Annotated in this window: 23 protein-coding genes; 10 read left to right on the top strand and 13 right to left on the bottom strand. The window is 36.2% G+C overall.

Annotated elements, in window-relative coordinates; all coding sequences use genetic code 11:
• Position 1: 1 nt before the first annotated feature.
• Positions 2–1,126: a cyclic dehypoxanthinyl futalosine synthase gene (gene mqnC, locus BMY50_RS11410; protein WP_093324223.1), complete on the bottom strand. Its 1,125-nt coding sequence runs from the start codon at positions 1,124–1,126 to the stop codon at positions 2–4.
• A gap of 337 nt (positions 1,127–1,463) precedes the next feature.
• Here mqnC and mtaB point away from each other — a divergent pair, with 337 nt between their 5' ends.
• From mtaB to BMY50_RS11395, 3 genes are all read left to right on the top strand, one after another.
• Positions 1,464–2,786 carry a tRNA (N(6)-L-threonylcarbamoyladenosine(37)-C(2))-methylthiotransferase MtaB gene (gene mtaB / locus BMY50_RS11405; RefSeq protein ID WP_093324219.1) on the top strand — a complete coding sequence of 441 codons (1,323 nt, stop codon included), beginning with the start codon at positions 1,464–1,466 and terminating at the stop codon, positions 2,784–2,786.
• Positions 2,770–3,378 carry a C40 family peptidase gene (locus BMY50_RS11400; protein WP_093324216.1) on the top strand — a complete coding sequence of 203 codons (609 nt, stop codon included), beginning with the start codon at positions 2,770–2,772 and terminating at the stop codon, positions 3,376–3,378. Before mtaB ends, BMY50_RS11400 begins: the two co-directional genes overlap by 17 nt.
• A gap of 180 nt (positions 3,379–3,558) precedes the next feature.
• Positions 3,559–4,539 carry a 3'-5' exonuclease gene (locus tag BMY50_RS11395; protein WP_093324213.1) on the top strand — a complete coding sequence of 327 codons (981 nt, stop codon included), beginning with the start codon at positions 3,559–3,561 and terminating at the stop codon, positions 4,537–4,539.
• Between the two features lie 63 nt (positions 4,540–4,602).
• On the opposite strand, the gene dnaB is transcribed toward BMY50_RS11395, so the two are convergent.
• Positions 4,603–6,195 (bottom strand): replicative DNA helicase, encoded by a 1,593-nt coding sequence (gene dnaB / locus BMY50_RS11390; protein ID WP_093324211.1) that lies wholly within the window; start codon positions 6,193–6,195, stop codon positions 4,603–4,605.
• A gap of 278 nt (positions 6,196–6,473) precedes the next feature.
• On the opposite strand from dnaB, the gene rlmB reads away from it, so the two are divergent.
• Positions 6,474–7,217: a 23S rRNA (guanosine(2251)-2'-O)-methyltransferase RlmB gene (rlmB, locus tag BMY50_RS11385; protein ID WP_377533429.1), complete on the top strand. Its 744-nt coding sequence runs from the start codon at positions 6,474–6,476 to the stop codon at positions 7,215–7,217.
• 9 nt (positions 7,218–7,226) lie between these two features.
• Here the strand turns inward: rlmB and BMY50_RS11380 are convergent, their stop codons facing one another.
• The 4 genes from BMY50_RS11380 to BMY50_RS11365 all read right to left on the bottom strand — a co-directional run bounded on the left by BMY50_RS11380 (position 7,227) and on the right by BMY50_RS11365 (position 11,008).
• Positions 7,227–8,492: a nucleoside permease gene (locus tag BMY50_RS11380; protein ID WP_093324205.1), complete on the bottom strand. Its 1,266-nt coding sequence runs from the start codon at positions 8,490–8,492 to the stop codon at positions 7,227–7,229.
• A 41-nt stretch (positions 8,493–8,533) separates the two neighbouring features.
• Positions 8,534–9,139 (bottom strand): bifunctional nuclease family protein, encoded by a 606-nt coding sequence (locus BMY50_RS11375; protein WP_093324202.1) that lies wholly within the window; start codon positions 9,137–9,139, stop codon positions 8,534–8,536.
• A gap of 104 nt (positions 9,140–9,243) precedes the next feature.
• The gene (locus tag BMY50_RS11370; protein WP_093324199.1) at positions 9,244–10,218 is read right to left on the bottom strand and encodes an electron transfer flavoprotein subunit alpha/FixB family protein; all 975 of its coding nucleotides are present in this window, start codon (positions 10,216–10,218) and stop codon (positions 9,244–9,246) included.
• Positions 10,219–10,270: 52 nt separating this feature from the next.
• Positions 10,271–11,008 (bottom strand): electron transfer flavoprotein subunit beta/FixA family protein, encoded by a 738-nt coding sequence (locus tag BMY50_RS11365; protein ID WP_093324196.1) that lies wholly within the window; start codon positions 11,006–11,008, stop codon positions 10,271–10,273.
• Between the two features lie 157 nt (positions 11,009–11,165).
• On the opposite strand from BMY50_RS11365, the gene BMY50_RS11360 reads away from it, so the two are divergent.
• Positions 11,166–11,507, top strand: a complete 342-nt coding sequence (locus BMY50_RS11360; RefSeq protein WP_093324193.1) for a tetratricopeptide repeat protein — start codon at positions 11,166–11,168, stop codon at positions 11,505–11,507.
• 133 nt (positions 11,508–11,640) lie between these two features.
• Positions 11,641–14,250, top strand: a complete 2,610-nt coding sequence (gene mutS, locus BMY50_RS11355; RefSeq protein ID WP_093324190.1) for a DNA mismatch repair protein MutS — start codon at positions 11,641–11,643, stop codon at positions 14,248–14,250.
• On the opposite strand, the gene BMY50_RS11350 is transcribed toward mutS, so the two are convergent.
• The 3 genes from BMY50_RS11350 to BMY50_RS11340 form a co-directional block, all read right to left on the bottom strand.
• Positions 14,247–14,945, bottom strand: a complete 699-nt coding sequence (locus BMY50_RS11350; RefSeq protein ID WP_317040835.1) for a class I SAM-dependent methyltransferase — start codon at positions 14,943–14,945, stop codon at positions 14,247–14,249. The genes mutS and BMY50_RS11350 overlap by 4 nt on opposite strands.
• Before the next feature lie 26 nt (positions 14,946–14,971).
• Entirely contained in the window at positions 14,972–16,156 is a 1,185-nt protein-coding gene (gene pncB, locus BMY50_RS11345; protein ID WP_093324185.1) for a nicotinate phosphoribosyltransferase, read from the bottom strand.
• A 104-nt stretch (positions 16,157–16,260) separates the two neighbouring features.
• Positions 16,261–17,016, bottom strand: a complete 756-nt coding sequence (locus BMY50_RS11340) for an SGNH/GDSL hydrolase family protein (protein WP_093324182.1) — start codon at positions 17,014–17,016, stop codon at positions 16,261–16,263.
• A gap of 343 nt (positions 17,017–17,359) precedes the next feature.
• Here BMY50_RS11340 and BMY50_RS11335 point away from each other — a divergent pair, with 343 nt between their 5' ends.
• Genes BMY50_RS11335 through BMY50_RS11325 form a run of 3 tightly spaced genes read left to right on the top strand, consistent with a single transcriptional unit; the run spans position 17,360 to position 19,931 of the window.
• The gene (locus tag BMY50_RS11335) at positions 17,360–18,124 is read left to right on the top strand and encodes an MlaE family ABC transporter permease (RefSeq protein ID WP_093324180.1); all 765 of its coding nucleotides are present in this window, start codon (positions 17,360–17,362) and stop codon (positions 18,122–18,124) included.
• A 2-nt stretch (positions 18,125–18,126) separates the two neighbouring features.
• Positions 18,127–18,900, top strand: a complete 774-nt coding sequence (locus tag BMY50_RS11330; protein WP_093324177.1) for an ABC transporter ATP-binding protein — start codon at positions 18,127–18,129, stop codon at positions 18,898–18,900.
• Positions 18,901–18,905: 5 nt separating this feature from the next.
• On the top strand, positions 18,906–19,931 hold the full coding sequence (locus BMY50_RS11325) for an MlaD family protein (RefSeq protein WP_093324174.1): 1,026 nt from the start codon (positions 18,906–18,908) through the stop codon (positions 19,929–19,931).
• Positions 19,932–19,958: 27 nt separating this feature from the next.
• Here BMY50_RS11325 and BMY50_RS11320 read toward each other — a convergent pair whose 3' ends face one another.
• From BMY50_RS11320 to BMY50_RS11305, 4 genes are read right to left on the bottom strand one after another with little or no spacing between them, the layout of a single operon-like run.
• Positions 19,959–20,966: a YihY/virulence factor BrkB family protein gene (locus BMY50_RS11320; RefSeq protein ID WP_093324171.1), complete on the bottom strand. Its 1,008-nt coding sequence runs from the start codon at positions 20,964–20,966 to the stop codon at positions 19,959–19,961.
• Entirely contained in the window at positions 20,963–21,379 is a 417-nt protein-coding gene (locus tag BMY50_RS11315) for an acyl-CoA thioesterase (protein ID WP_093324168.1), read from the bottom strand. The genes BMY50_RS11320 and BMY50_RS11315 overlap by 4 nt, the downstream gene beginning before the upstream one ends.
• Position 21,380: 1 nt before the next feature.
• Positions 21,381–22,436: an endolytic transglycosylase MltG gene (gene mltG, locus BMY50_RS11310; protein ID WP_093324165.1), complete on the bottom strand. Its 1,056-nt coding sequence runs from the start codon at positions 22,434–22,436 to the stop codon at positions 21,381–21,383.
• A 31-nt stretch (positions 22,437–22,467) separates the two neighbouring features.
• On the bottom strand, positions 22,468–23,232 hold the full coding sequence (locus BMY50_RS11305) for a PASTA domain-containing protein (protein WP_093324162.1): 765 nt from the start codon (positions 23,230–23,232) through the stop codon (positions 22,468–22,470).
• A gap of 124 nt (positions 23,233–23,356) precedes the next feature.
• On the opposite strand from BMY50_RS11305, the gene BMY50_RS11300 reads away from it, so the two are divergent.
• Positions 23,357–24,361: a D-alanine--D-alanine ligase gene (locus tag BMY50_RS11300; protein ID WP_093324159.1), complete on the top strand. Its 1,005-nt coding sequence runs from the start codon at positions 23,357–23,359 to the stop codon at positions 24,359–24,361.
• Positions 24,362–24,421: the final 60 nt, after the last annotated feature.

Here is a 24,421-nt window from a genome sequence, read left to right as displayed (position 1 = left end):
ATTAATAATCTATGACCTGCTCTTGAATGCTCTTTGGAATCTCTCGAAACTCATATTTCTGCGTACGTAGCTGTGGTTCAAAGCCGGCTGCCTTAATGGCTTCCTGTATTGAGCGGGAAGTAAATCTATGTGGTGCACCTGCTGCAGAAACTACATTTTCTTCTATCATAATAGATCCAAAATCATTAGCACCAGCATGTAAACAAAGCTGTGCAACTCGTTTACCTACAGTTAACCATGATGCCTGTATATTTTTCACGTTAGGTAGCATAATTCTGCTTAGCGCGATCATCCTGATATATTCTTCGCCGGTAACGTTGTTTGTAATACCGCGAACTTTTTTTAGGAGTGTTCCATCGTCCTGAAAGGGCCATGGTATGAATGCAATAAACCCATAAGCGTCTGCTGGTTTCTCATCCTGTACCTCTCTTATCCATACCAAGTGTTCAAATCGTTCTTCTATTGTCTCTATATGCCCAAACATCATGGTAGCCGAAGTTGGTAAATTGATTTTATGAGCCGATCGCATTACATTCAACCACTCTTCTCCTCCACATTTTCCCTTCGAAATTAATCTTCTCACACGGTCATTGAGGATTTCAGCTCCAGCTCCTGGGAGAGAGTCTAATCCAGCACCTTTTAGCGCCGTAAGTACGTCTAAATGACTCATGCTTTCCAATTTTGCTATGTGGGCTATTTCGGGCGGTCCTAAAGAGTGTAGTTTAATAGAAGGATAGAGTTCTTTCAGTTGTTTGAAAAGGCTCGTATAAAAGCTTAATCCTAGGTCAGGATGATGCCCGCCCTGCAATAAAAGTTGATCTCCACCATATTTTATAGTTTCATCAATTTTCTTTTTATAAGTTTCTATATCTGTGATATAACTCTCATCATGGCCAGGTCTTCTAAAGAAATTGCAAAATTTACAATTGGCAATACATACGTTTGTCGTGTTTACATTTCTATCGATTTGCCATGTAACTTTTCCGTGAGGGACCTGGATTTTTCGTAATTCATTAGCAACAAACGTTAATTCACTAGTCGATGCATTATTATATAAAAAAATTCCTTCAGCTTTCGATAAAAAATCGAAATTAAGGGCGCGTTGGAGTAGTTTAGTAATATCCATTAAAATTGTATCTATACCCGTGCAATTAATTTTACGCAAGTAGATATGCTATAACCATACAAACTTAGATAATTTTGTATTTAAATGCAATGTCGTAAAACTGCACATGAATGTGTTAAAATATAAATCGCGCCATTCTAAGTATAAAGTTTAGACTCCTATACCGAATTTGTTTAAAGATATAATAGAATACAATTTTTTGTCATAAACATAAAAAACTAAGTTTTTTTACATAAAAACTCAAATCTATCTTACAATAAGCATAAAGAAAACTGTATTTTTGCAAGAATTTATTTTTGGCTAAAGAGAGTTGTTTTAACCGGAATTTCAGTTTTTTATGGATAAGAAAGTTGCATTTTACACATTGGGCTGCAAGCTGAATTTCTCAGAAACGTCTTCCATTGGAAGGCAATTTCAGCAGGCTGGTTATCAGTCGGTCCCTTTTAATGAGGCAGCAGATATATATATTATTAATACTTGCTCTGTAACGGATAACGCAGATAAGAAATGTAGAAAGATTGTAAAAGAGGCATTAAAATACTCTCCGCAAGCTTTTGTTGTCATTGTGGGGTGTTACGCGCAATTGAAACCACAGGAAATTGTTGCAATTCCTGGAGTAGACATGGTCTTGGGAGCTGCTGAAAAATTCAATATCATTGAACATATTAATGATTTGACAAAACAATCAAATCCAATTATTCGGAATTCGCCAATTGATGAGACTAATACATTTGTATCTGCTTTTTCTTACGGTGATAGAACAAGAACATTTTTAAAGGTACAAGATGGTTGCGATTATTCCTGCACGTTCTGCACTATTCCCTTAGCAAGAGGGGCTAGCAGAAGCGGTACTATAGTAGATATAGTTCGTCAGGCGGAAGAGATTGCTAACTCAGGCGTTAAAGAAATAGTCCTGACCGGTGTTAATATTGGAGACTATGGAATAATAGAAGGGGAGAGAGAAAGTCGGTTTTTGGACCTTATTAAAGAACTTGATAAAGTCGAAGGAATAGACCGCTTTAGAATTTCGTCTATTGAACCGAATTTATTGAGCAATGAAATAATTGAATTTGTATCATCATCTAAACGCTTTGTACCCCATTTTCATATCCCTTTACAATCAGGATCTAATAGAATTTTAGGACTAATGCGTAGACGCTATAAAAGGGAGTTATATGCAGAGCGAGTTGAAAAAATTAAGGCCTTAATGCCCAATTGCTGCATTGGCGTAGATGTAATTGTTGGATTTCCTGGAGAAACAAGAGAAGATTTTTTGGAAACTTATGAGTTTCTCAATGCCTTAGACATTTCGTATCTTCATGTTTTTACCTATTCTGAAAGGGATAACACAATTGCAGCCCAGATGGAAGGCACCGTTCCTGGCGCTTCTCGTTCCGATAGAAGTAAAATGTTGCATATTTTATCTGACAAGAAAAGACGGTTATTTTACGAAACACAGCTTGGCAAGACCATGGATGTGTTATTCGAAGGCGATGTGAAGGACGGTTATATGCACGGGTTTTCTAAAAACTATGTGAAAGCACGCGTTTTGTATGACCCTTTACTTGTAAACGAAATAACAACGGTAAAATTAGTTGAAATCAACCCAAACATTGAGGTAGATGCTGAATTAATTGAAAAATATGAAGAGGTACATTAAAATTGTCTCTTTTCTACCCCTTTTAACTCTATTTCTGTTCTGCAGCTGCTTGAGTAAACGAAATCCTTCAGCACCAATTTTGCGATCAGAAAGGCATAGTAAATACAATAATAAATCGAAGAACGTTATTCTAACAGACGCGTCACAATTTTCTGGTGGATATGAAAGATCTGGAAATTTAATACAAGATTATGCGAATTTATTAGGTGTTAAAACGAATGACTTAGAAAATATTCACCTATATGAATTGATAAATGAATGGATGGGAACTCCTTATGCTTACGGCGGCTTATCAAAAAAGGGAATTGATTGCTCCGGCTTTGCGTCAATTGTCATAAGCGAAGTATATGGAAAAAAGTTACCTAGGAGCTCAGAAGATCAAGCAGATGTTGTAAAGAGAAAATATGAAAAACAATTAAAAGAAGGTGACTTACTTTTTTTTAGTTTCGGAAGTTCGAGAATTAATCATGTAGGTATTTATTTGCATAATAATAAATTTGCCCACGCATCTACATCTAAAGGTGTCATTATTAGTGACCTTAAAGATACGTGGTATTATAAATTTTTTAGAAGAGGGGGAACTGTTAAATAGCTAATCATGAAAAGGAGTAATAATACAGATGAGTTTGGGTTTTGGACGTACAAACGGTATGCAAATAACGAAATACTCCTTTATGCAATTATGATAATTGGTATATTGCTAGGAATTGCTGTTTTTAGCTAGTAAGTAACCAATTAGAAGAATTAGAACAATTTATTAAAACAATAAGAAATGATTTTGAACCTAAAACGCCCTTTGGCTTTTTTTGATTTAGAAACTACGGGTGTAAATATTGCATCTGATAGGATTGTAGAGATATCTATACTTAAAGCAATGCCAGATGGTAGTGAGCTCGTGAAAACAATGCGTGTAAATCCAGAAATGCCGATCCCTTTGGCATCTTCACTCATACATGGCATTTATGACGAAGATATTAAAAATGCACCTACTTTCAAAGAAATAGGAAATGAAATTGCTCAATTCTTAGAAGACACCGACTTAGCTGGTTACAACTCTAATAAATTTGATATTCCTGTGTTGATGGAGGAGTTTTTAAGAGCGGGCGTCGATTTTGATATTGAGAAACGAAAGTTTGTCGACGTACAAAATATTTTTCACCAGATGGAACAGCGGACATTAAAAGCCGCATATAAATATTATTGTGATAGAACGCTTAAAAATGCTCATAGTGCGGAGGCGGATGTAAGGGCCACATATGAAGTCTTATTGGCCCAAGTTGAGCGTTATGAGGGGGTTGAATGGGAAGACAAAAGTGGGAATAAATCAACACCCGTTAAGAACGACGTTGATGCCTTACACCAATTTACAAATTTGAGTAGACCGGTAGATTTTGCTGGACGTATTGTATATGACGAAAATGGTGTGGAAGTATTTAGCTTTGGTAAACATAAAGGGCGTAGCGTAGGCGACGTATTTAAAATGGAACCAAGTTATTATTCTTGGATGATGCAGGGCGATTTTCCCTTATATACGAAGCGTTGCATTGAACGTATATGGAATAAATGCCGTAACAGTAACCCTCAAGATGTAAAAGACATGAAGCCTAAGCCTTCTAACGTAAATGATTTAGCGCTCCAACAACAGCAAGTGAGGAAAAATCATCAGCAGGCTAGGAATTTTAAATCAGAGAAGAAAGGCGGGCCAATAACGAACGATATGTTGAAAGACTTAAAAGAGAAGTTTAAGAGATAGTTAGATTAAAAGAGTGGTTGAGGAAGAAAATAGCGTATATTGACCTACTCAACCATTTAAAAATTAAAAAGGAGCTTCATCATCCATATCATTCATACGTGACGAACGCGTTATAATTCCTCCCATATTGCCAAATTCGGAAGAAGGCATCATTCCTGCTGAGAAAGGATTTTCTTCGTTCATCGCAGGGTTTTTACCGAATGACCCAGAACTAAAGTCTTCTTCGAGATCTTGAAACTTTACATATTTTCCCACAAACTTTAAAGGAACAATGGTTGTTTCACCATGTCTATTTTTTGCTATAATTACTTCTCCAACACCTGCAGTAGGACGTCCTTCTTCATCTTCTGTCATACCATAATATTCTGGCCTATAGAGGAAGAGAACCATGTCAGCATCTTGCTCAATAGAGCCCGATTCACGGAGATCTGAAAGCATAGGTCTTTTGGATGCCCCAGGTCGGCTTTCAACTGCTCTGCTTAATTGCGAAAGTGCTAAAACCGGTATACTAAGTTCTTTTGCTACTGATTTTAGCGCCCTTGATATACTACCAATTTCCTGCTCCCTATTTCCACCACCTTTCCCTTCCGCCTTACCATGCATCAACTGTAGGTAATCTACAATAACCATTTGTATATCATATTGCGCTTTTAATCTTCTACATTTTGCTCGAAATTCAAACACGTTAAGTGCCGGTGTATCATCAATTAAAAGGGGCGCTTCTGTGAGCTTTCCTATTCTTGAATGCAGTTGTGTCCATTCATGGTCGGCTAAAGTTCCCTTTTTAAGTTTTTCCTGTTCTATTTCCGTTTCGCCGGATATCAGACGATTAACAAGTTGTACAGACGACATTTCTAAGGAGAAAACGGCAACAGGTTTGTCATGAAGTACTGCAGCATTTCTTGCACATGTTAAAACAAACGCTGTTTTTCCCATTGCAGGACGTGCTGCAATGATGACCAGATCTGAAGGCTGCCATCCAGATGTTATACGATCTAAAGCGGTAAATCCGGAGGGAACTCCTGTTAATGAATCGGTTCGGTCTCTTAATTGCTCTAAATTGTTCACCGCTTCACGCATAATATCATCCATTTTTCTTGTATCCCGTCTAAGATTATTTTGAGCAATATCAAATAAACTTTTTTCAGCGGTATCTAATAAATCAAATATATCAGCCGTGTCTTCATAAGCATTGTTAATAATTTCAGTCGAAATCTTTATTAATTCACGTTGAATATACTTTTGTGATATGATGCGTGCATGATATTCTATGTTTGCGGCAGATACAACCCGATCTGTGAGTTGCGTAATGTAATATGCCCCTCCAACCATCTCCAATGCCCCCATTTTTCGAAGCTCTGCTGTGACGGTTAGTAAATCTATTGGTGAAGATTTTTGAAACAAGTTAAAAATAGCTTCAAAAATCTTTTGATGGGCGTCTTTATAAAATGTATCTGTTTTAAGTATATCAATAACGGTGGATAAAGCATCTTTCTCAACCATTAATGCTCCTAAAACGGCCTCTTCCAAATCCACTGCTTGAGGAGGTAATTTGCCCAATCCGCTCAGCGTATTACCTAACCTGCTTTTTCTTTCTGCAAATGATCCTTTTTTGGCAGTATTTCTTGGTTGATAATTTTCGTTTTCGGAGTTCATGCAACAAATGTAATGAATTTATTATCCTTCGTGATTTCGAGTTTCTCACAATAGTGTATAATGAAAAATGTTAAGCATTGAAATAGTCGTTGTTAGCCTATTTAAAAATCCACATCTTATGTGGAAAAAATGTTTATAAAAACAGTGTATTCTTGATTTATAGTAGATTGCGTATAGTGTTAATAACTTTTCTTTTGTTAGTTAAGCTTAATGGTTATCACATATTATTTGGTAACTTGCACCGCAAATTTTAAGGTATGTATCATTTTTCAAAACCCATGAAGCGAGAGACTAATCAAATGATTTTTGGTATTCGAGCTGTGATTGAAGCCATCCATAGTGGTAAGGAATTAGAGTCGTTATTTATCCAAAGAGGTTTGAGTGGAGAATTGCTTAAGGAACTAAAAGTATTGATTAAAGATCAAGGCATCACTTATCAACAAGTTCCTGTTGAGAAGCTTGACCGCATTACAAAAAAAAACCACCAAGGGGTAATCGGTGTTATTTCACCAATCACTTATCACAAAATAGAAGATGTTATACCCCATGTATATGAAATAGGACAAGTACCTTTAATTTTAATTCTCGATGGTATAACTGATGTGCGTAATTTTGGAGCTATTGCCCGAACCGCAGCATGCGCGGGTGTACATGCGATAGTAGTACCGTCAAAAGGGTCGGCGGAAATAAATCCAGATGCTATAAAAACATCAGCTGGAGCACTTTATAAAATTCCTATTTGCAGGCATGAGCATCTCTTAAGTGTAGTTAAATTTATGCAGGAATCTGGCTTACAGATTGTTGCTTGTACAGAAAAGACTAAAGAATCTATTTATACTCCCGATTTCACTGCACCTACTGCAATTGTTATGGGCGCCGAGGATATAGGCATATCAGATAATATTATCAGAAATGCAGATTTATTAACAAGGATACCGATGTTTGGCGAGATTGAATCGCTCAATGTTTCTGTAAGTGCAGGGGTAATTATTTATGAAGCCATCAGGCAACGATTTAAATAAAACGCTAGATTAATTTTTTGCTTCAACAATATCTTCCAAAGCCGAGGGGTCATGCTTGTGTTTAAAGAGAAATGAAAATAGAAACGCAATGACCAGCGCATAAGCTGCAAAGCAAATCCATATCTCTTGCCACATCATTTGCCCTTCAGTATTTGTGAAATAATGTTCTATGACATAGCCGCTAATGGAGCTGCCGAGTATGGCTCCGAAGCCATTGGTCATCATCATAAACAGTCCCTGCGCGGATGAACGGATATTTGCATCTGTACTTGTTTCTACAAAGAGAGAACCGGATATATTAAAAAAATCGAAAGCCATACCATATACGATACACGAAATAATAATCATCCATAATCCGCTGATTGGATCGGCATATGCCAATAACCCAAAACGAAGTACCCATGCTAACATACTAATTAACATTACTTGTTTGATGCCAAAACGTCGTAGAAAGAAAGGGATTGTAAGTATAAATACCGTTTCTGATATCTGGGAAATGGATAAGATAATTGTTGAGTGCCTAACAACAAATGAATTAGCATATGCTGGTATATTGCCGAAGTCTGAAAGATATGCATCACCATACATATTGGTGAGCTGAAGAGCACCGCCTAAAAAAATTGAAAAAGCAAAGAATAACGCCATTTTTGGATTGCGAAACAATTTGAAAGCATTTAGTCCTAAACGACCTCCAAGCGATGCATTTTCCAATTTTGATTTTAGTGGGGGACACGGTGGTAAAGAAAAGGAGTAAAGACCTAGTCCAATAGAAGCTATAGCCGCAATATAAAATTGCCCCTCTAATGCCTTGTTACCTGTAAGATCTGTTAACCACATGGCAGCTATAAAGCCCACTGTTCCCCAAACACGGATAGGGGGAAAGTCTTTGATAATATTATACTGATGTTTTTTTAGTAAGGTGTATGCAATTGAATTGGATAACGCTATAGTAGGCATATAAAAAAGCATAGCCAATAAAATAACCCAAAAAAAAGTTTGCGGATCCTGTACATGTGGTAGATAGAGAAAAGTACATCCGAAAAGCAAGTGCAGGATACCGTAGAGAAATTCTACATTGATCCATTTGTCCGCGATAATGCCTGTCAATGCCGGCATAAATAGAGAAGAGATCCCTAATGTAGAAAATATCGCACCAAACTCACTTCCAGACCATTGTTTGTTTTGAAACCAATATACCCCTATTGTAATCATCCATGCACCCCAAACAAAGAATTGCAGAAAGCTCATGAGTGTTAATCTAACCTTTATAGACATATGATGCAACTATTCGTTTTGGTTACATTTTTTAATAGAATTTATGATGACTTTCTTCTGGATATTTCATCACGTATTTTGGCTGCTTTTTCATATGCCTCTTCATTGAGGGCTTGCTGAAGAGCTGACTTTAGCTCGTCATCAGTAAAAGAAGCATAAGTAGTTTTAGATGTTTCTCCTGAGGTAGGTGGTTCATCTTTTGAGGCATCTAGATTTTCTAAAAACACAAAATCGTTCCCTTCTATAACGATACCGGCTGAAGCTAATATAAACTCATACGTATAAATCGGGCATTCAAAACGAATCGCTAAAGCAATAGCATCTGAAGTTCTTGCATCAATTTCTATATCCTTTTTTCCATTATTGCAAATCAGTTTAGCATAAAAGATACCATCAACTAAATTATATATGATTACTTCATTGATAGTAATACTAAATGTGGATGCAAAAGTTTTAAATAGATCGTGGGTAAGGGGTCTACTTGGCGTTAATTTTTCAATCTCTATAGCTATTGCCTGTGCTTCAAAACCTCCTATAATGATTGGAAGCCTTCTACGGCCATTGATCTCCCCTAAAACCAGCGCGTAGGCACCCGACTGCGTCTGGCTATAAGATAATCCAACTATTTCTAATTTGATCTTATTCATTTTTATGGAGGCAAATATGCAAAAAGCATTTTATAGAGGCGCTATTTATTTTACAATAGCGCCATATTTCCTTTATAATTTTCTGATATAATAATTAAAGAAGGTTAACTTTCTTTTAAAGCTTTTATTGCAGAAGTGATTTTTGGCACAATTTCAAAAGCATCTCCTACAATTCCATAATCTGCCACTTTAAAAAAGGGAGCTTCTGGATCTTTATTTATTACTACGATCGTTTTAGAAGAACTTACACCCGCTAAGTGTTGTATCGCTCCCGAAATGCCGATAGCAATGTAAAGATTCGGGCTTACAGCGATTCCTGTTTGCCCGACATGTTCTTCATGCGGTCTCCATCCCGCATCAGAAACAGGTTTAGAACAAGCGGTTGCGGCGCCTAAGGCATTTGCTAGATCTTCAATAATTCCCCAATTCTCTGGCCCCTTTAAGCCTCTACCTCCCGATACTACAATTTCTGCATCAGGTAGTGATATTTTATCGGTAGTCCGCACGATTTCCTTTACAATAGTATTAAAATCTTGAGAATGAAGATCTGCCTCAAATGTAGTGATTTCTGGTGTTGTTATTTCGTCTCTCAATTCAAAGGAGTTAGGATTCAGTGCAATCACCTTTATGACTGAAGTTAATTCAGTTAAGGCAAAGGCTTTACCTGAAAAGGCCGTTTTTTTTATTCGAAAATTATTTTCGTTTATTTCTGGTAGCCCCACAGCACCGTCCGCCAATCCTGCTTCCATCTTGGCTGCTATTCTAGGAGCCAAACCTTTACCGCTAAAGGAATTGGATAAAACAATTATAGTTGCTTCTTCCTGTTTAGCTGCTTGTGTAATAATTGAAGCATAAGCTTGGTTAATAAATGATTTTAATTTTTCAGAATTGACGTTTAATATTTTATTGGCACCATATTTACCAAGAGATTCAAGAGCCGTATCACTTACATCTCCGATCGAGATAGCTGTTAATTTTTGATTTAATGTGTTAGCAATTGTCTTCGCATAAGAGACTACTTCAAATGCAGATTTCTTAAATTTTCCTTCTATATTTTCTACAAATACTAATACTGACATTTTTTATCAATTTAATCAATAATTATTTTACATGTGTTTAAAATTCCCAATGTTAAATAACACGCGCCTGCGTATGGAGCAATTCTACCAATTTTTCCGGTGAAGATGCATCTACTAAGGTAACAGCACCTCTGGAGGGTGGGATTTCATATTGTACCACTTTTACCAAAAGCGGCACGTCAATTGGTTCAACAACTTCTAAAGGTTTGGTACGTGCGGACATTATGCCTCTCATATTAGGTATACGTGGTTCTGCCACTCCTTCTGCGGTTCCAACAATTATGGGCAAAGAAACATTAATTATTTCCTTTCCGCCTTCAATTTCTCGTTCAACTATAGCCGTATTTTCGGTTATATCTATTTTCTTTGCTATTGAAATAGAAGGAATATTTAATAATTCACCTACCAAGCTGGCAACTTGGTTTCCATTGTAATCAATTGATTCTCTTCCTAATAGGATGAGATCAAAATCTTTGCCGTCTGCAAAATGTGCGATTTGTTTAGCAACAAACCAGGAGTCTCTTGGAAAAGCGTTCACTCTAACGGCGTTATCGGCACCAGTAGCTAAAGCTTTTCTTATAGTCGGTTCTGTTGTAGCTTCACCAACATTAATAACTGTTATCGAACCTTTTCCACCTTCAGTTAACGCTATCGCTTTTGATAAAGCGATTTCATCATACGGATTCACTATGAATTGTACGCCTGTAGTATTAAATATGGTGTTATCGTTAGAGAAAGTAATTTTTGATGTGGTGTCCGGAACGTTACTAATACAAACTAATATTTTCATGTCTTCTATCAATTAACTTTATGTAGCTGTTATTATAAAACTTAATATAAATCGGCTCGTTTTTTAATCTAAAAACTTACTTTTTTATCTTTGGCCTATAAAGATTCTAAAGATAGAAAAATTCACATAATTATTAAATTTTTTAGCCCTATTATATATGTCCACTGAACGATTGGAAAAGCTCTTCAACTTTTTGCATACTAACTCAAATGATCCTTTTATACTTTATGCAATTGCAACCGAGTATGTTAAGCAAAATGATGTAAAAAATGCGATGGAATTTTATCAACAACTTGTTGATCAACATCCAAATTATGTAGGAACCTACTACCATTTTGGAAAACTATATGAAACGATTGGCGAAAAAGAAAAGGCTACCATAACCTATGAAAAGGGGATAGCTGTTGCTAAAGAAATACATGATTTACATGCACTTTCAGAACTTCAGGTTGTTTACAACGCTATTTTAGGAGACGACATAGATGAGGATGAGTATTAGGTTTTCCTTTGGCTATACAAGGTCATAAATTAAATTCAGCAAGAATATTGCGAATCAAAAAAAGCAAATTATTAATAGCTAACAGGGAATAAATTTTTTTATCTTATTTTTACGCCCCTAAAGAAAGTAGATTTTGGCAAAGACAGCAAAGAAGGAAACTCCATTAATGCAACAATATAACGGAATAAAGGCCAAATATCCTGGCACTTTATTGTTGTTTAGAGTAGGCGATTTTTACGAAACTTTTGGGTCGGATGCTGTAAAAGCATCTGAGATTTTGGGAATCGTTCTAACAAAAAGAGGTAATGGCAGCGCCTCTGAGACCGAGCTTGCTGGCTTTCCCCATCATTCGTTAGAAACCTATCTCCCTAAACTCGTAAGGGCTGGCCAACGAGTAGCGATCTGTGATCAGTTAGAAGATCCTAAGTCAGTTAAAACGATTGTAAAAAGGGGGGTAACTGAGTTAGTTACGCCTGGTGTGTCTTACAATGATAACATAGTTCAGCAAAAATCAAATAATTACCTAGCGTCTCTTTTTTTTGACAAAAATTTTATAGGTATTTCTTTTTTGGACATTTCTACTGGTGAGTTTTTAGTAGCTCAGGGAAATGCCGATTATATAGATAAACTTTTACAAGGTTTTAAACCAAGTGAAGTTATCTTTTCTAAGCGTAGCTATAATGAATTTATAACAAATTTTGGGGATAAATTTTATACATACACACTTGACGACTGGCCTTATAGTGGAGACTATGCCAAAGATATGCTTCTTAAGCATTTTGATGTTAATTCTTTGAAAGGCTTCGGAATTGAAAAGATGATGTTAGCTATCACGGCGGCGGGCGTGGCTTTGCATTACCTCAATGAAACGGAGCATCGCAATCTTCAACACATATCACAGATATCTCGTATTGAAGAAGACCGATACATGTGGTTAGACCGGTTTACCGTTAGAAACCTTGAACTTATTGGTTCTACTAATGAAAATGCGATAACACTGGCGGATGTTCTTGATCACACATCAACGCCAATGGGCGCTCGTTTGCTAAAGCGTTGGATGGTGATGCCGCTTAAAGACCTAAAACCAATTACTGAACGCTTAGATGTTGTTGGGTTTTTACTGGACGATACAGAATTAAGTCAGCGGCTGATCGAGGAGATCCGCCAAATAGGAGATCTGGAACGGCTCATTAGCAAGATTGGTCTACAAAAAGCTAATCCTAGAGAGCTCGTTCAGCTAAAACGAGCCCTTTTGGCAATAGAAAAACTAAAAATATTAACAGAAGGGGCAGATTCTATAGCGCTAAAAATTATTTCTGAACAACTAAATCCGTGTAAATCTATTTACGAGCGTATACAAAAAGAAATACATTCAGAACCACCGGTTTTATTGAATAAGGGTAATGTAATAGCTAATGGTGTGGACGATGAGTTGGATCGATTAAGAAAGGTGGCTTTCGGTGGTAAAGACTACTTACTGGAAATTCAGAAACGCGAATCGGAAATTACCGGGATACCTTCACTGAAAATTTCATTTAATAATGTTTTTGGTTATTATTTGGAAGTAACCAATATCCATAAAGATAAAGTACCAACAGAATGGATTAGAAAACAAACGCTCGTAAATGCGGAACGCTATATAACTGCAGAACTTAAGGAATATGAAGAGCAAATCCTAGGGGCTGAAGATAAAATTCAGGTAATTGAGAATCGTATCTATAATGAGTTATTGGCTGGATTATTAAACTATATAAAGCCCATACAATTAAATGCTAATTTAGTGGCGCAACTGGATGTGCTTTTAAATTTCGCTACTGTAGCAAAAAAAAATCATTATACCAGACCTATAATTAATGAGAATAAAGTGATTGATATAAAGGGTGGAAGACATCCTGTAATTGAAAAAACTTTACCGGTAGGAGAGGAATACATTACGAATGACGTCTATTTAGATAGTGAGGGACAGCAAATTATTATTATTACTGGGCCGAATATGGCAGGTAAATCTGCTCTATTGCGACAAACTGGACTTATTGTCTTAATGGCACAGATGGGATGTTTTGTGCCAGCAAAGCATGCCGAAATTGGACTAGTAGATAAAATATTTACGCGGGTGGGGGCCTCAGATAATCTCTCATCAGGCGAATCTACCTTTATGGTTGAAATGAATGAAACAGCCAGTATATTAAATAATCTATCAGATAGAAGTTTGATTCTTCTGGATGAAATTGGTAGAGGAACGAGTACTTATGATGGTATCTCAATTGCCTGGGCAATAGCAGAATATTTACACAATCATTCAAGTGCCAAAGCAAAAACACTGTTTGCCACACACTATCATGAGTTAAATGAACTAACTAATACTTTTAATCGGATAAAAAATTATAACGTATCTGTAAAAGAGGCAAATAATAAAATTATTTTCCTCAGAAAGCTAGTGCCTGGCGGTAGTGAGCACAGTTTTGGGATACATGTTGCAAAGATGGCGGGTATGCCATCTAAGCTAATTTCAAGAGCAAACGATATATTAAAGCGCTTGGAACAAGAGCGTACGGGAGGAGAACATATAAAAGATAGTATGAAGAAAATACAAAAACAAGCCTATCAGCTTCAAATGTTTTCTATAGATGATCCCGTTTTGGTTAAAATAAGAGATATGCTTAATAATCTTGATGTTAATGCGCTGACACCAGTAGAGGCATTAATGAAATTAGATGAAATTCAACGGTTATTAAAGCATTAATGTTTTAACGATAGCCGCGTTAGATATTGATCATTTTCATCTTCATATAATATTTGAACCACCCAGCCGCTTTGTTGTGCAATTTTAATAAGTGATTCCTGGTCGATATAAAGCCAGCCGAATTGCGTTCCCTGCTCTTCTTTGTATTCGTATTGAAAGGTCACCTCACCATAATAATGATCTGGTCGTAATAAATCTTCTTCGTACAGATAAGCAACATTGGAGGAGTCAAAAATCAGCTGACCTCCTTTTTTTAAGAGTTTTTTACATTGAACAAGCAGTTTTTTTAACCCTTCTATATTTTCAGCTAAGCCAATACCATTCATTAGAAAGAGAAGTGTGTCGTATTTACCTCCAACATAGTTAAATATATTACAATTTAACACCTTTTTGACACCTCTTTTTTTCATAATATGACATGCTTGGGGTGATAGTTCAAGCGCTGTAACATCAAACCCTTTCTCTTGGAGATATAACGTATGACTTCCTGCTCCCGCACCGACATCTAACACTTTTCCATCACAGAGCGCCAGCGCTATAAACTCCAATTCAGGGAAATCTTCTGGATCTCGAAAGAAAATGTCGAGCGGCATCTCTTCATCGGCTCCATAGCTATTATGCAGTATTAATGATGATTGAAACCTCTTCTCAAAATAATCTTGTAATGCTTCACCAAAAATGTCTGTTTTCATCATATTTCAAGGGTGTTATTTGTATGCGATTAATCAATGATGCCCAGAATCGTTTTTCCAAGGGCTATCATTTGGTAATCCCCTGTGTATTTTCCTTTGACATCTGATAATTTAATCACAGGAATCCAATATGCCTCATCAGGATGTGCCTCGGTCATTTTAATAACTATATTCATTGGTGTCAAGCCTACGTCATTGGTGAAATTTGTCCCTATTCCAAATGATATGCCAATTTTTCCTTTGCAGTAATTAGCAATACGTTCAACTTTTTCATAATCAAGTCCGTCCGAGAAAATGATCGTTTTCGACAAGGGATTAATACCCTTACTTTTATAGTGGTTGATGGTTTTATCAGCAAAGATAAGAGGGTCACCGCTGTCATGGCGAACACCATCAAAAAGCTTAGTGAACATTTTATCAAACTGTGAAAAAAAGACATCAGTAGTATAAGTATCTGATAGCGCAATACCTAAGTCGCCACGATAAACATTTGCCCAGTGTTCTAAGCCAAGGCTATTTGCCATTTTAAAACCGTACTTCGCCGCGTGGAACATAAACCATTCGTGTGCATGCGTGCCGATTGGTTTTGTTCGGTTGAGCATAGCCATATGCACATTACTAGTGCCAATAAAGCTGCTATTTCCGAATTGTTTAAGTGTTTGCACTATCAAGCGATGGGTATGGTAAGAATGCCTTCTTCTTGTACCGAATTCAGCAATCGTTACGCCAAGTCTATTATATTTTTCAATTTTGTTCTGAGCTGTTAAGATAATATTTTGGTCATTCTCTGCTTCTAAGTGATGTAATTTGTAATATAGCTCTGAAATCAACGACATGATGGGAACTTCCCATAATATTGTTCGATACCAATATCCTTCGATATTTACCTGTAAATGCTCACCATTCTGTGTAATTGTAACTTCTTCCGGATCATATCTATAACCTTGCAAAAAATCTAAATAAGTTGGGTCTAGATAAGAACAGGTTTCTTTTAGATATCTTTTTTCTTCTCGGGTCAGTTGTAGACTAGCTAATTTATTAATAGCATTACGAAGAGCATCTGCAAATCCTGGCGGAAAAGAATGCTGTCCGCGGTTTATGAATTCATAGCGAGCTTTCGCTTTTGGGAATAATTTAATCACCGCATGCTGCATGGTAAATTTATAAAAATCATTATCCAGCATTGAATTTAGAGATGCGTCGTGAGATACCATTCTTTTGTGCTCTATTAATAAAGGTATTATAGTAATTTTCTAACTAGAAAAATCTGTTAAAATGCTAAGAAAAATTGATATACAGTACAAGTGTGGTATGATGATTAATTACCTACAGCCTTTATCCAAGCTTGAGCCATCAAAGCAGCTCCGGCTAATGAGGGATGCACGCCGTCGCCCGTCCAGTAATTTGCCGGTGCATATTTCACTGCTTCATCGAACACTTGTTGATAGGGAATAAAGGTTGCTTTAAATTCACTTGCTATTTCTTTGGCAGCATTTCTATACTCGTCAAAGGCAGGAAACCATTCGTTAGTAACAGCTTTAACATTCCTAACAGCAAAGGGTTCACCAATAATTAACTTCGTGTTAGGAAGTTGTTTTAAAGTGTTTTCCAATAAAGCCCTCAAATCAGCTCTGTAAGTCTCAACGGTACCTTTGTAAGGATTATCCTTCGCTAATGTATGCCAGAAATCATTCACGCCTATTAAAATACTTAAAATGTTTGGTTTTAAGCGGAGACAATCTTCTTGCCAACGTTCTTTTAGTTGATATACTTTATTTCCGCTGATCCCTTTATTATAGATTTTTAAATTTAATGACGCCTGTTTTAACAATAGTTGGGATGCGGTTAATAAAGCATAACCATTACCAAGTACGTGTGTGCTGTTCGCTTCCTCTTCCTTTTTATCCCTTCCCGCATCTGTAATAGAATCTCCTTGAAATAGAATGACATCGTTTTTGTTGAATTTAACTGTTGTATTGTTCCTTATGTTTGCAGCGTTTACAATATCCGGTAGGCTAATTGCCAAGGTGCCTGTTAATGCGAGCGATTGAATGAAATTTCTTCTATTGGTCATACATTTAAATTTTTAGTTATTTTTTGATGTTAAAAAAAGGCAATAAGCAAATTATTTTGTAACAGTCTTTATGAAATTAGATCAAATGAAGGGTTAAATGTAAATGTTTTTACGATAAAGATAGAAAACAAAATATAAATATTGGTGTTTCATTCGTGTGTGTGGCTTTAAGTGCTAGACATGTGAAGTAGAGAATTAAAACTCACATAAGTATCATATTCGTGATAAATATCTTGAAGTGCTAACTTTTATGTTATTAAAGCGGGATTTTAATCAATAAAACTATACTTTTGCAAAAAAATACGGCGTCTTAACAGAGTGGCGCTTTCGCTGATTAACAAAAATGATTTCCAAAAAAATTGACCAGAAGCTAATTCAACTAGGTAATGTACACCGATTTGTCATGCGTTTTTTCAAGGAGCTTGTTACACCACCGTATGAATTTAAAGAAATAATAAATCAATGTTATGAAGTGGGTGTAAAATCTTTACCCTTGATTTCGTTAACAGGATTTATTACTGGACTAGTATTTACAAATCAATCTCGTCCTTCCTTAGAAGAGTTTGGAGCTACCGCTATGCTGCCCTCTCTCATTGCCATAGCAATCGTAAGAGCTTTGGCACCATTGGTTACGGCACTCATTGCAGCCGGAAAGGTTGGATCAAATATTGGGGCAGAGCTAGGCTCAATGAAGGTTACTGAACAAATTGATGCGATGGAGGTTTCAGGCACAAATCCATTTAAATTTTTAGTGGTAAGTCGCGTGTTAGCTACTACGATCATGATACCTATTTTAAGTTGTTATACTGGTTTTATAGCACTTATGGGATCCTTTTTAAATGTTTATCAACATGAATCGGTGAGCTTTGTCAGCTTTTTTGATCAGGTATTTGATACGGTAACCTTTCTGGATATATTTCAAGCCGTCATCAAGGCAGGTTTTTTTGGTTTTACTATTGGTATTGTTGGCTGCTTTGAGGGGTACAATTCTTCTAAAGGAACGGAGGGAGTAGGTAAAGCGGCAAATGCAGCTGTTGTAGCTTCGATGTTCTTGATTTTTATTGAAGAACAATTAGTCGTAATGGTTGTTCAAAGTTTGCGCGGATAGCTATGGAAAAAAAATTGTCGCACATAAACTATCAGAACTCAGTTATCAATATAAAGAGTTTATATAAATCTTTTGGGGATCTTCATGTGTTAAAAGGTGTTGATCTACAGTTGTTTGAAGGAGAAAATCTGGTGGTACTAGGTCGATCTGGAACAGGAAAGTCTGTATTAATAAAAGTTATTTCAGGTCTTTTATATCCAGATGAGGGAAGTGTAAATGTTTTAGGAAAAGACGTTGATGAACTAGATGAAAAACAACTGATGGCCTTACGGCTCCGAATAGGATTTTCTTTTCAGAATAGCGCTTTGTATGATAGTATGACCGTGAGAGAGAATTTGGAGTTTCCTCTAGTGCGAAATAAAAGGTCCTTGACAAGAGTTGAAATCGATAAAGAAGTCGAGCAAGTGCTAGCATCTGTTGGTCTTTCACAAGCTATCAATCAAATGCCCTCAGAGCTTTCGGGCGGGCAGCGTAAGCGTATCGGAATCGCAAGAACCCTTATATTAAGACCCGATATTATGCTCTATGATGAACCAACTGCGGGGCTGGATCCCATTACCTGTACAGAGATAAATAATTTAATTAATGATGTTCAGGAAGAATATAAAACATCATCTATTATCATTACACATGATTTAACGTGTGCGAAGGAGGTGGGGGATCGTATTGTCATGCTATTAGATGGTAAGTTCGAACGTCAGGGCAGATTTAATGATATATTCGACTCAGAAGATGATCGCGTCAAAGCATTTTATGATTACAACTTTATTGCATAATTTATATGGCTAAAAACTCAGATAATAAAAAGGCAGTTATAGTAGGTTTATTTACATTAATTGGGATCACTGTTCTTGTTGTTGCAATTTTCGTTTTAGGAGGAAATCAAAAACGTTTTACTAAAACAATAGGTCTCAAAACAATTTTCGATAATGCAGGCGGACTGAAAGCCGGTAATAATGTGTTTTTTTCGGGAGTAAAAATTGGAACAATCAAGAATATAAAGCTTATTGAGAACTCGCATGTGGAGATTGATTTTAATGTAGAAGAAAAGTCTAGGGATTATATTAGAAAAGATGCTGAAGTTCGTATAAGTTCTGAAGGATTTATCGGTAGCAAGATTATCGTTATTCAAGGAGGAAGTAGCGGAGTGGCAGTAGTAGAAGCAGGCGATTTGTTACAATCGGTAAAAAGTGTTGATACAGAGGAGATGATGGCTACGTTACAAGTGAACAATCAAAACTTAGTAGCAATAACCAATGATGTTAAGAAGTTGAGTGAGAAGATTGCTAATGGAGAAGGAACAATTGGAGCCGTTTTAACAGATTCTTTAATGGCTGTACAGGTTAAATCTATTATGTCCAGTCTAACACAAACAGCAGCAAATACTTCAAGGGTATCAAGTGCGTTAAATGCTTTCACAAATAAATTAAATACAGAAGGTTCTTTAGCGAATGAAATTTTGACGGATACAACGGTGTATAACAGTTTAAGGAATTCTGCCGCCCAGCTACAGGGCATTACTCAAACGGCCTCTGCTTTAACCGAAAATCTTAATAAAGCGACGCTTAAGATGAACAGTAACGATAACACGTTGGGAGCCTTGTTAAATGACCAAGAAATGGCTTCTAAAATGAAACAAACGATGTTCAACTTGGAAGAAAGTACAGATAAGCTGAATCAAAATATGGAAGCCTTACAGCATAATTTTCTGTTTAGAGGCTTTTTTAAGAAGCAAGCAAAGCAGAAAGCCAAAGAGGCAGAACAGAAAGCCAAAGAAGCAGAAGCTGCTGCCGAGGAGAATAAATAGTTGATTCGTTAAGAAATCTTTTTGATTTTATTTCGGATTAGCCTTGTTTTGGAAGACATCTTCTTTGAGCGTATTATTCTTAAAACTATTGAACCTCGGTTTAACAATCTTTATACTTTGTTTAGAGAGGGCAATACTGGCGTTTAATTCGAATCCTATTAATAAAATTAAGGAGTTTAAATATAGCCAAATCATGATAACAATGAGTGTGCCTATAGATCCATATAACTTATTATAAGTATTAAAGTTGTTGATATAAAAAGCGAATCCCCAAAATGTTAGTGCTGCCAATACAGTGGCCAAGGTAGAACCAGGACTAAAAAAACTCCACTTTTTGGATGACGAAGGACCGTATTTGTACAACATGCTAAGCGTGATAAAATAAATTCCAAGCATAATTACCCATCGTGTAACGTCAATAAGCCAGGTCCAAAAGCTATTAGTTATTGCCAGGTTGTTTTTAATGTGATTAATTATAAAAGATGTAAAAGTGATGATGCCCATTCCTACGGTTAATGCAATGATAATCATGATTGCTAGGGCTAAAGCTACTAAGCGTTGCTTTATAAAAGTTCTACTTTCTAACACTAATGAGGATTTATTAAATGCACGCATTAAACTGTGGATGCCATTGGTCGCAAAAATCATGGCCATGAAAAAACCAAATGAGAGCAATCTGCTATTTTGATTGGTAACAATATCCAATAGCGTGGATTCGATGGTGGTATAGGCATTTTCAGGAAGAATCATTTGCATAAAATTTAACAACTGTTCTTGAAAATCATCTACAAATACTTTAATATATGGTATTAGTGTAAACAAAAAAATAATGCCCGGAAAGATTGCTAACATGAATGAATAGGCTAAAGAAGATGCTTTATTTAAAAGCGATTCTCGCGCAATTTCTTGAAAGAAAAAAAGTGCTACCGTGTAAAGAGGGAGCTTTCCAAAACCAGGCAGCACAATTATTTTCGTCCATTCAATAAATAGATAGTAAGGTTTTAACGCTAATAACTTTCTATGTAACCAGTTCATGCTCTCTCCTCAAAATAAGGTGCCAAACGATTCATAAAATCTTTTGGTGGTAAACAAGGTTTGTTCTTATCCATATTAATAAAAACAAGCGTTGTTTCACCTATATTTATTAGTTCTTTCTTTTCGTTAAACAACTCATAGTTAAACTTAATGCGTAATGATGGCTGCGCAGGAATACTTACCTTTATGGTAAGTAATTCGTCGTAAAGAGCAGGTTTGATATATTTGCATTTAAGTTCCAATACAGGCATCATTATTCTTCCTGCTTCCATCTCTTTGTACGATGTGCCCAAAGTACGTAGCATTTCCACGCGAGCAACCTCATAGTAGGCCGCATAGTTTCCGTAGTACACATAACCCATCTGATCGGTTTCACTATATCTTACTCTGATTTGGGTTTCGAATATAAACATTTTATTTTTTGATATTTCGCTCGTTAAGAGCTTGTTGGAATTTACGCGCATTAACCAAGTGTTCGGCTACACTTGATGAAAAATTATGATAGCCAGAAAAATCTTCTTTCGCACACATATAAATGTAATTATGTTTTTGATAGTTTAAAACGGCATCTATTGAAGCGATACTGGGCATCATAATAGGGCCAGGGGGGAGTCCTTTATAGATATATGTGTTATATGGCGAGTTGGTTAGAAGATGCTTATTTAAAACTCTTCGAATAGTAAAATCGTTTGTAGCAAAAATTACTGTAGGGTCGGCTTGTAAAAGAATTCCCTTTTGAAGCCTATTTATATATAATCCAGCTATTTTGGGCATCTCGTCAATATGTAATGCTTCACCCTTAACAATAGAAGCCAGAATGCTAACCTGGATAGGGCTCAGGTTTAGTGCTTGTGCTTTTTCTTTACGTTCGGCTGTCCAAAATTTTTCATACTCCTCATGCATCCGGGTAAAAAAATCATTTGTCGAAATATTCCAGTATAATTCGTAGGTGTTCGGAATGAACATAGTGAAGAAGTTATCCGTATTAAATCCGTAGTTTGTTGCTAATGTATCACTATTTATCAGATTAATTAAGGACGTGGAATCCGGTTCAATTTGCGTAGCTAGAAATCCGGCAAATTGTTCTTTTAGCCTAATATTTTGAAAACGTAATTTTACAGGTTCTTGAAATCCACCACCCAACATGTTTATTAGGGTTCGGTTATTCATGCCTTTATTAAGTTTATATTTTCCAGGCTTCATTCTAGATGGATATTCCATATTTACTGCTGCCCATCTAAAACTTGCTGTATCTTTTAGAAGATTCTTTTCGCCTAAATCTAACATAAGGTCTTCAAATTGGGCGCCTGTTCTTACATATAGATAGTCTTCAGTATCCGTTACATTTGGAGCAAAATATCGCTTATAGTACGTATACGCTAATATTGCGCCCGCAACAACCAATAGGAGTATTATTGTGAAAACAATCTTTTTAGTAAGTGATTTTTTTTTCTTCGGTTGGGTGTCCATCTTTCTTAAACTTTATGAGCGGCCATTGTGGCTAATTGCTTAATGCTAAATTAACAGGAGTACCAATGCTTACTTTCTTTTCTCCGCTAGGGTCAGCCTCTGGTGTTTGACTGATAACCCTAACACTTGAACTATCTGCTACGGGGCCCATATATTTTACGGTGCCCAGTGTTAGTGAGGCCCCCTTTAATGAAAATATCGCTTCGTCTAAGGTGTATCCTACTAAATTTGGTACAGTCACTTCACTTTCCCCCATACCATTACCTAAGACTAAATCTATTTTACTACCCTTAGGTATGGGCTGACCGGTAGTGATTTTTTGTCCCCCATATTTTACATCTAACACACGATCTCGTGCTATGTCTGGTATATAAATGGTGTCGCCTAACTTTAATCCGTAGTTGTTCAAAGTGGAAACCGCTTCTAATAAAGCCATTTCTGTTAAATTTGGTAACTGAACTTCAGGTGCATTCTTCGTGATAATTGTTAGGTATAAGGTTCGATTTCTTTTTACTTTTGTTCCCGCATCTGGATCTTGCTCAATAACTAATCCTGGTTTTTTATCTGCCTGATAAACTGAATCAACCTGATATCTAAATCCTTGGTTTTCCAATTTATTTATAGCCCCTTCTATGGAAATTCCCTTAAGAACTGGCACCTCAAGAGCTTCTCCATGGCGTGTGTAAAATCTTAAACTGTAAAAAAGAAGAAGTAGAAATACTATTCCGGATATAAGGGCAATAATTAGATTCTTTCTGAATGTTTGTGTTCTTAAATATTGAAATAACTTATTCATTTATGATCTCGTATTTGGATTTTTTTAAGTTCAACTTTAACCTTTAAAAAGCATGCCAATTCGCTAAAATAATTTAATAAAGATATAGATATTCAATTATCTTTGTTCTCCATATTCTCTTTTTATGAACGCAAAAATAGCATTAATTACCGGTGGATTTACAGGAGAAGCCGAAGTTTCATTAAAAAGTGCTGCATTTGTAGCGCAAAAGCTAGATACTAAACGTTTTGATGTATACAAAATTATCTTAACAAAGCATAGTTGGCATTATATAGATGAATCAGGTATAGAACATGAGATAGACAGAAAGAACTTTACTTTATCGTTACCAGATAAAGTAATAGCATTTGACCTTGCATTTATAATGTTACATGGGTCGCCTGGCGAAGATGGTAAATTACAAGGATATTTAGATATGGTCGGACTCAAATACACTTCATGTGATACGCTTACTTCGGCTTTAACAATGAATAAAGCATATACCAAACTATTGCTTCAAGATGTTAAGAACCTTCATTTAGCTAAATCTATTTGTTTGTTAGACAATAACAAAGAGGGGCAATTCGCCATATTCGCGCAACTTAAATTACCTTATTTCGTCAAACCAAATGGTGGTGGAAGTAGTATTGGGATGACAAAAGTGAATAAAAGAGAAGAACTGGTAACTGCCCTAGAACGGGCTTTCAATACAGAAAATGCCAATAAACAGGTGCTTATTGAAGAGTTTGTAACTGGAAGAGAATTCTCTATAGGTGTCTACCGTTCCTCTAAAGGGTTAGAGGTGTTGCCAGCAACGGAAGTTATCACTTCACGCGAATTTTTTGATTTTGAGGCAAAATATACTCCCGGTTTAACCGAAGAGATAACACCAGCAGATTTAACTTCAGAAGAGCAAGAACGAATAAAAGGAATTGTGAAAGATGTATATGTAACACTAAACTGTAAAGGCTTAGTGAGAATTGATTTCTTTTTAGAAAAAGATAGTAATAAGTTCTATTTTATTGAAATTAATACCATTCCTGGACAAACTGAGCAAAGTTTCATTCCACAGCAAGTGAGGGCCACCGGGATGAATGAAACTGATTTTTATAGCGAACTTATAACGCAAGCATTGATTGATAATAAGTGAGCTGTTTGATATCAATAAAAAAAGATGTATATTTGCACGCAATTAATAAAATTTTTTAAC

It is taken from the genome of Olivibacter domesticus (genome assembly GCF_900109575.1).
GTDB lineage: Bacteria > Bacteroidota > Bacteroidia > Sphingobacteriales > Sphingobacteriaceae > Olivibacter > Olivibacter domesticus.
This window is presented reverse-complemented; position numbering and strand designations above follow the sequence as displayed.

Bases quoted from the DNA above. Each gene is read 5' to 3' on its own strand.
- mqnC (WP_093324223.1), bottom strand. From the start codon at position 1,126: ATGGATATTACTAAACTACTCCAACGCGCCCTTAATTTCGATTTTTTA.
- mtaB (WP_093324219.1), top strand. From the start codon at position 1,464: ATGGATAAGAAAGTTGCATTTTACACATTGGGCTGCAAGCTGAATTTC.
- BMY50_RS11400 (WP_093324216.1), top strand. From the start codon at position 2,770: ATGAAGAGGTACATTAAAATTGTCTCTTTTCTACCCCTTTTAACTCTA.
- BMY50_RS11395 (WP_093324213.1), top strand. From the start codon at position 3,559: ATGATTTTGAACCTAAAACGCCCTTTGGCTTTTTTTGATTTAGAAACT.
- dnaB (WP_093324211.1), bottom strand. From the start codon at position 6,195: ATGAACTCCGAAAACGAAAATTATCAACCAAGAAATACTGCCAAAAAA.
- rlmB (WP_377533429.1), top strand. From the start codon at position 6,474: ATGAAGCGAGAGACTAATCAAATGATTTTTGGTATTCGAGCTGTGATT.
- BMY50_RS11380 (WP_093324205.1), bottom strand. From the start codon at position 8,492: ATGTCTATAAAGGTTAGATTAACACTCATGAGCTTTCTGCAATTCTTT.
- BMY50_RS11375 (WP_093324202.1), bottom strand. From the start codon at position 9,139: ATGAATAAGATCAAATTAGAAATAGTTGGATTATCTTATAGCCAGACG.
- BMY50_RS11370 (WP_093324199.1), bottom strand. From the start codon at position 10,218: ATGTCAGTATTAGTATTTGTAGAAAATATAGAAGGAAAATTTAAGAAA.
- BMY50_RS11365 (WP_093324196.1), bottom strand. From the start codon at position 11,008: ATGAAAATATTAGTTTGTATTAGTAACGTTCCGGACACCACATCAAAA.
- BMY50_RS11360 (WP_093324193.1), top strand. From the start codon at position 11,166: ATGTCCACTGAACGATTGGAAAAGCTCTTCAACTTTTTGCATACTAAC.
- BMY50_RS11350 (WP_317040835.1), bottom strand. From the start codon at position 14,945: ATGATGAAAACAGACATTTTTGGTGAAGCATTACAAGATTATTTTGAG.
- pncB (WP_093324185.1), bottom strand. From the start codon at position 16,156: ATGGTATCTCACGACGCATCTCTAAATTCAATGCTGGATAATGATTTT.
- BMY50_RS11340 (WP_093324182.1), bottom strand. From the start codon at position 17,016: ATGACCAATAGAAGAAATTTCATTCAATCGCTCGCATTAACAGGCACC.
- BMY50_RS11335 (WP_093324180.1), top strand. From the start codon at position 17,360: ATGATTTCCAAAAAAATTGACCAGAAGCTAATTCAACTAGGTAATGTA.
- BMY50_RS11330 (WP_093324177.1), top strand. From the start codon at position 18,127: ATGGAAAAAAAATTGTCGCACATAAACTATCAGAACTCAGTTATCAAT.
- BMY50_RS11325 (WP_093324174.1), top strand. From the start codon at position 18,906: ATGGCTAAAAACTCAGATAATAAAAAGGCAGTTATAGTAGGTTTATTT.
- BMY50_RS11320 (WP_093324171.1), bottom strand. From the start codon at position 20,966: ATGAACTGGTTACATAGAAAGTTATTAGCGTTAAAACCTTACTATCTA.
- BMY50_RS11315 (WP_093324168.1), bottom strand. From the start codon at position 21,379: ATGTTTATATTCGAAACCCAAATCAGAGTAAGATATAGTGAAACCGAT.
- mltG (WP_093324165.1), bottom strand. From the start codon at position 22,436: ATGGACACCCAACCGAAGAAAAAAAAATCACTTACTAAAAAGATTGTT.
- BMY50_RS11305 (WP_093324162.1), bottom strand. From the start codon at position 23,232: ATGAATAAGTTATTTCAATATTTAAGAACACAAACATTCAGAAAGAAT.
- BMY50_RS11300 (WP_093324159.1), top strand. From the start codon at position 23,357: ATGAACGCAAAAATAGCATTAATTACCGGTGGATTTACAGGAGAAGCC.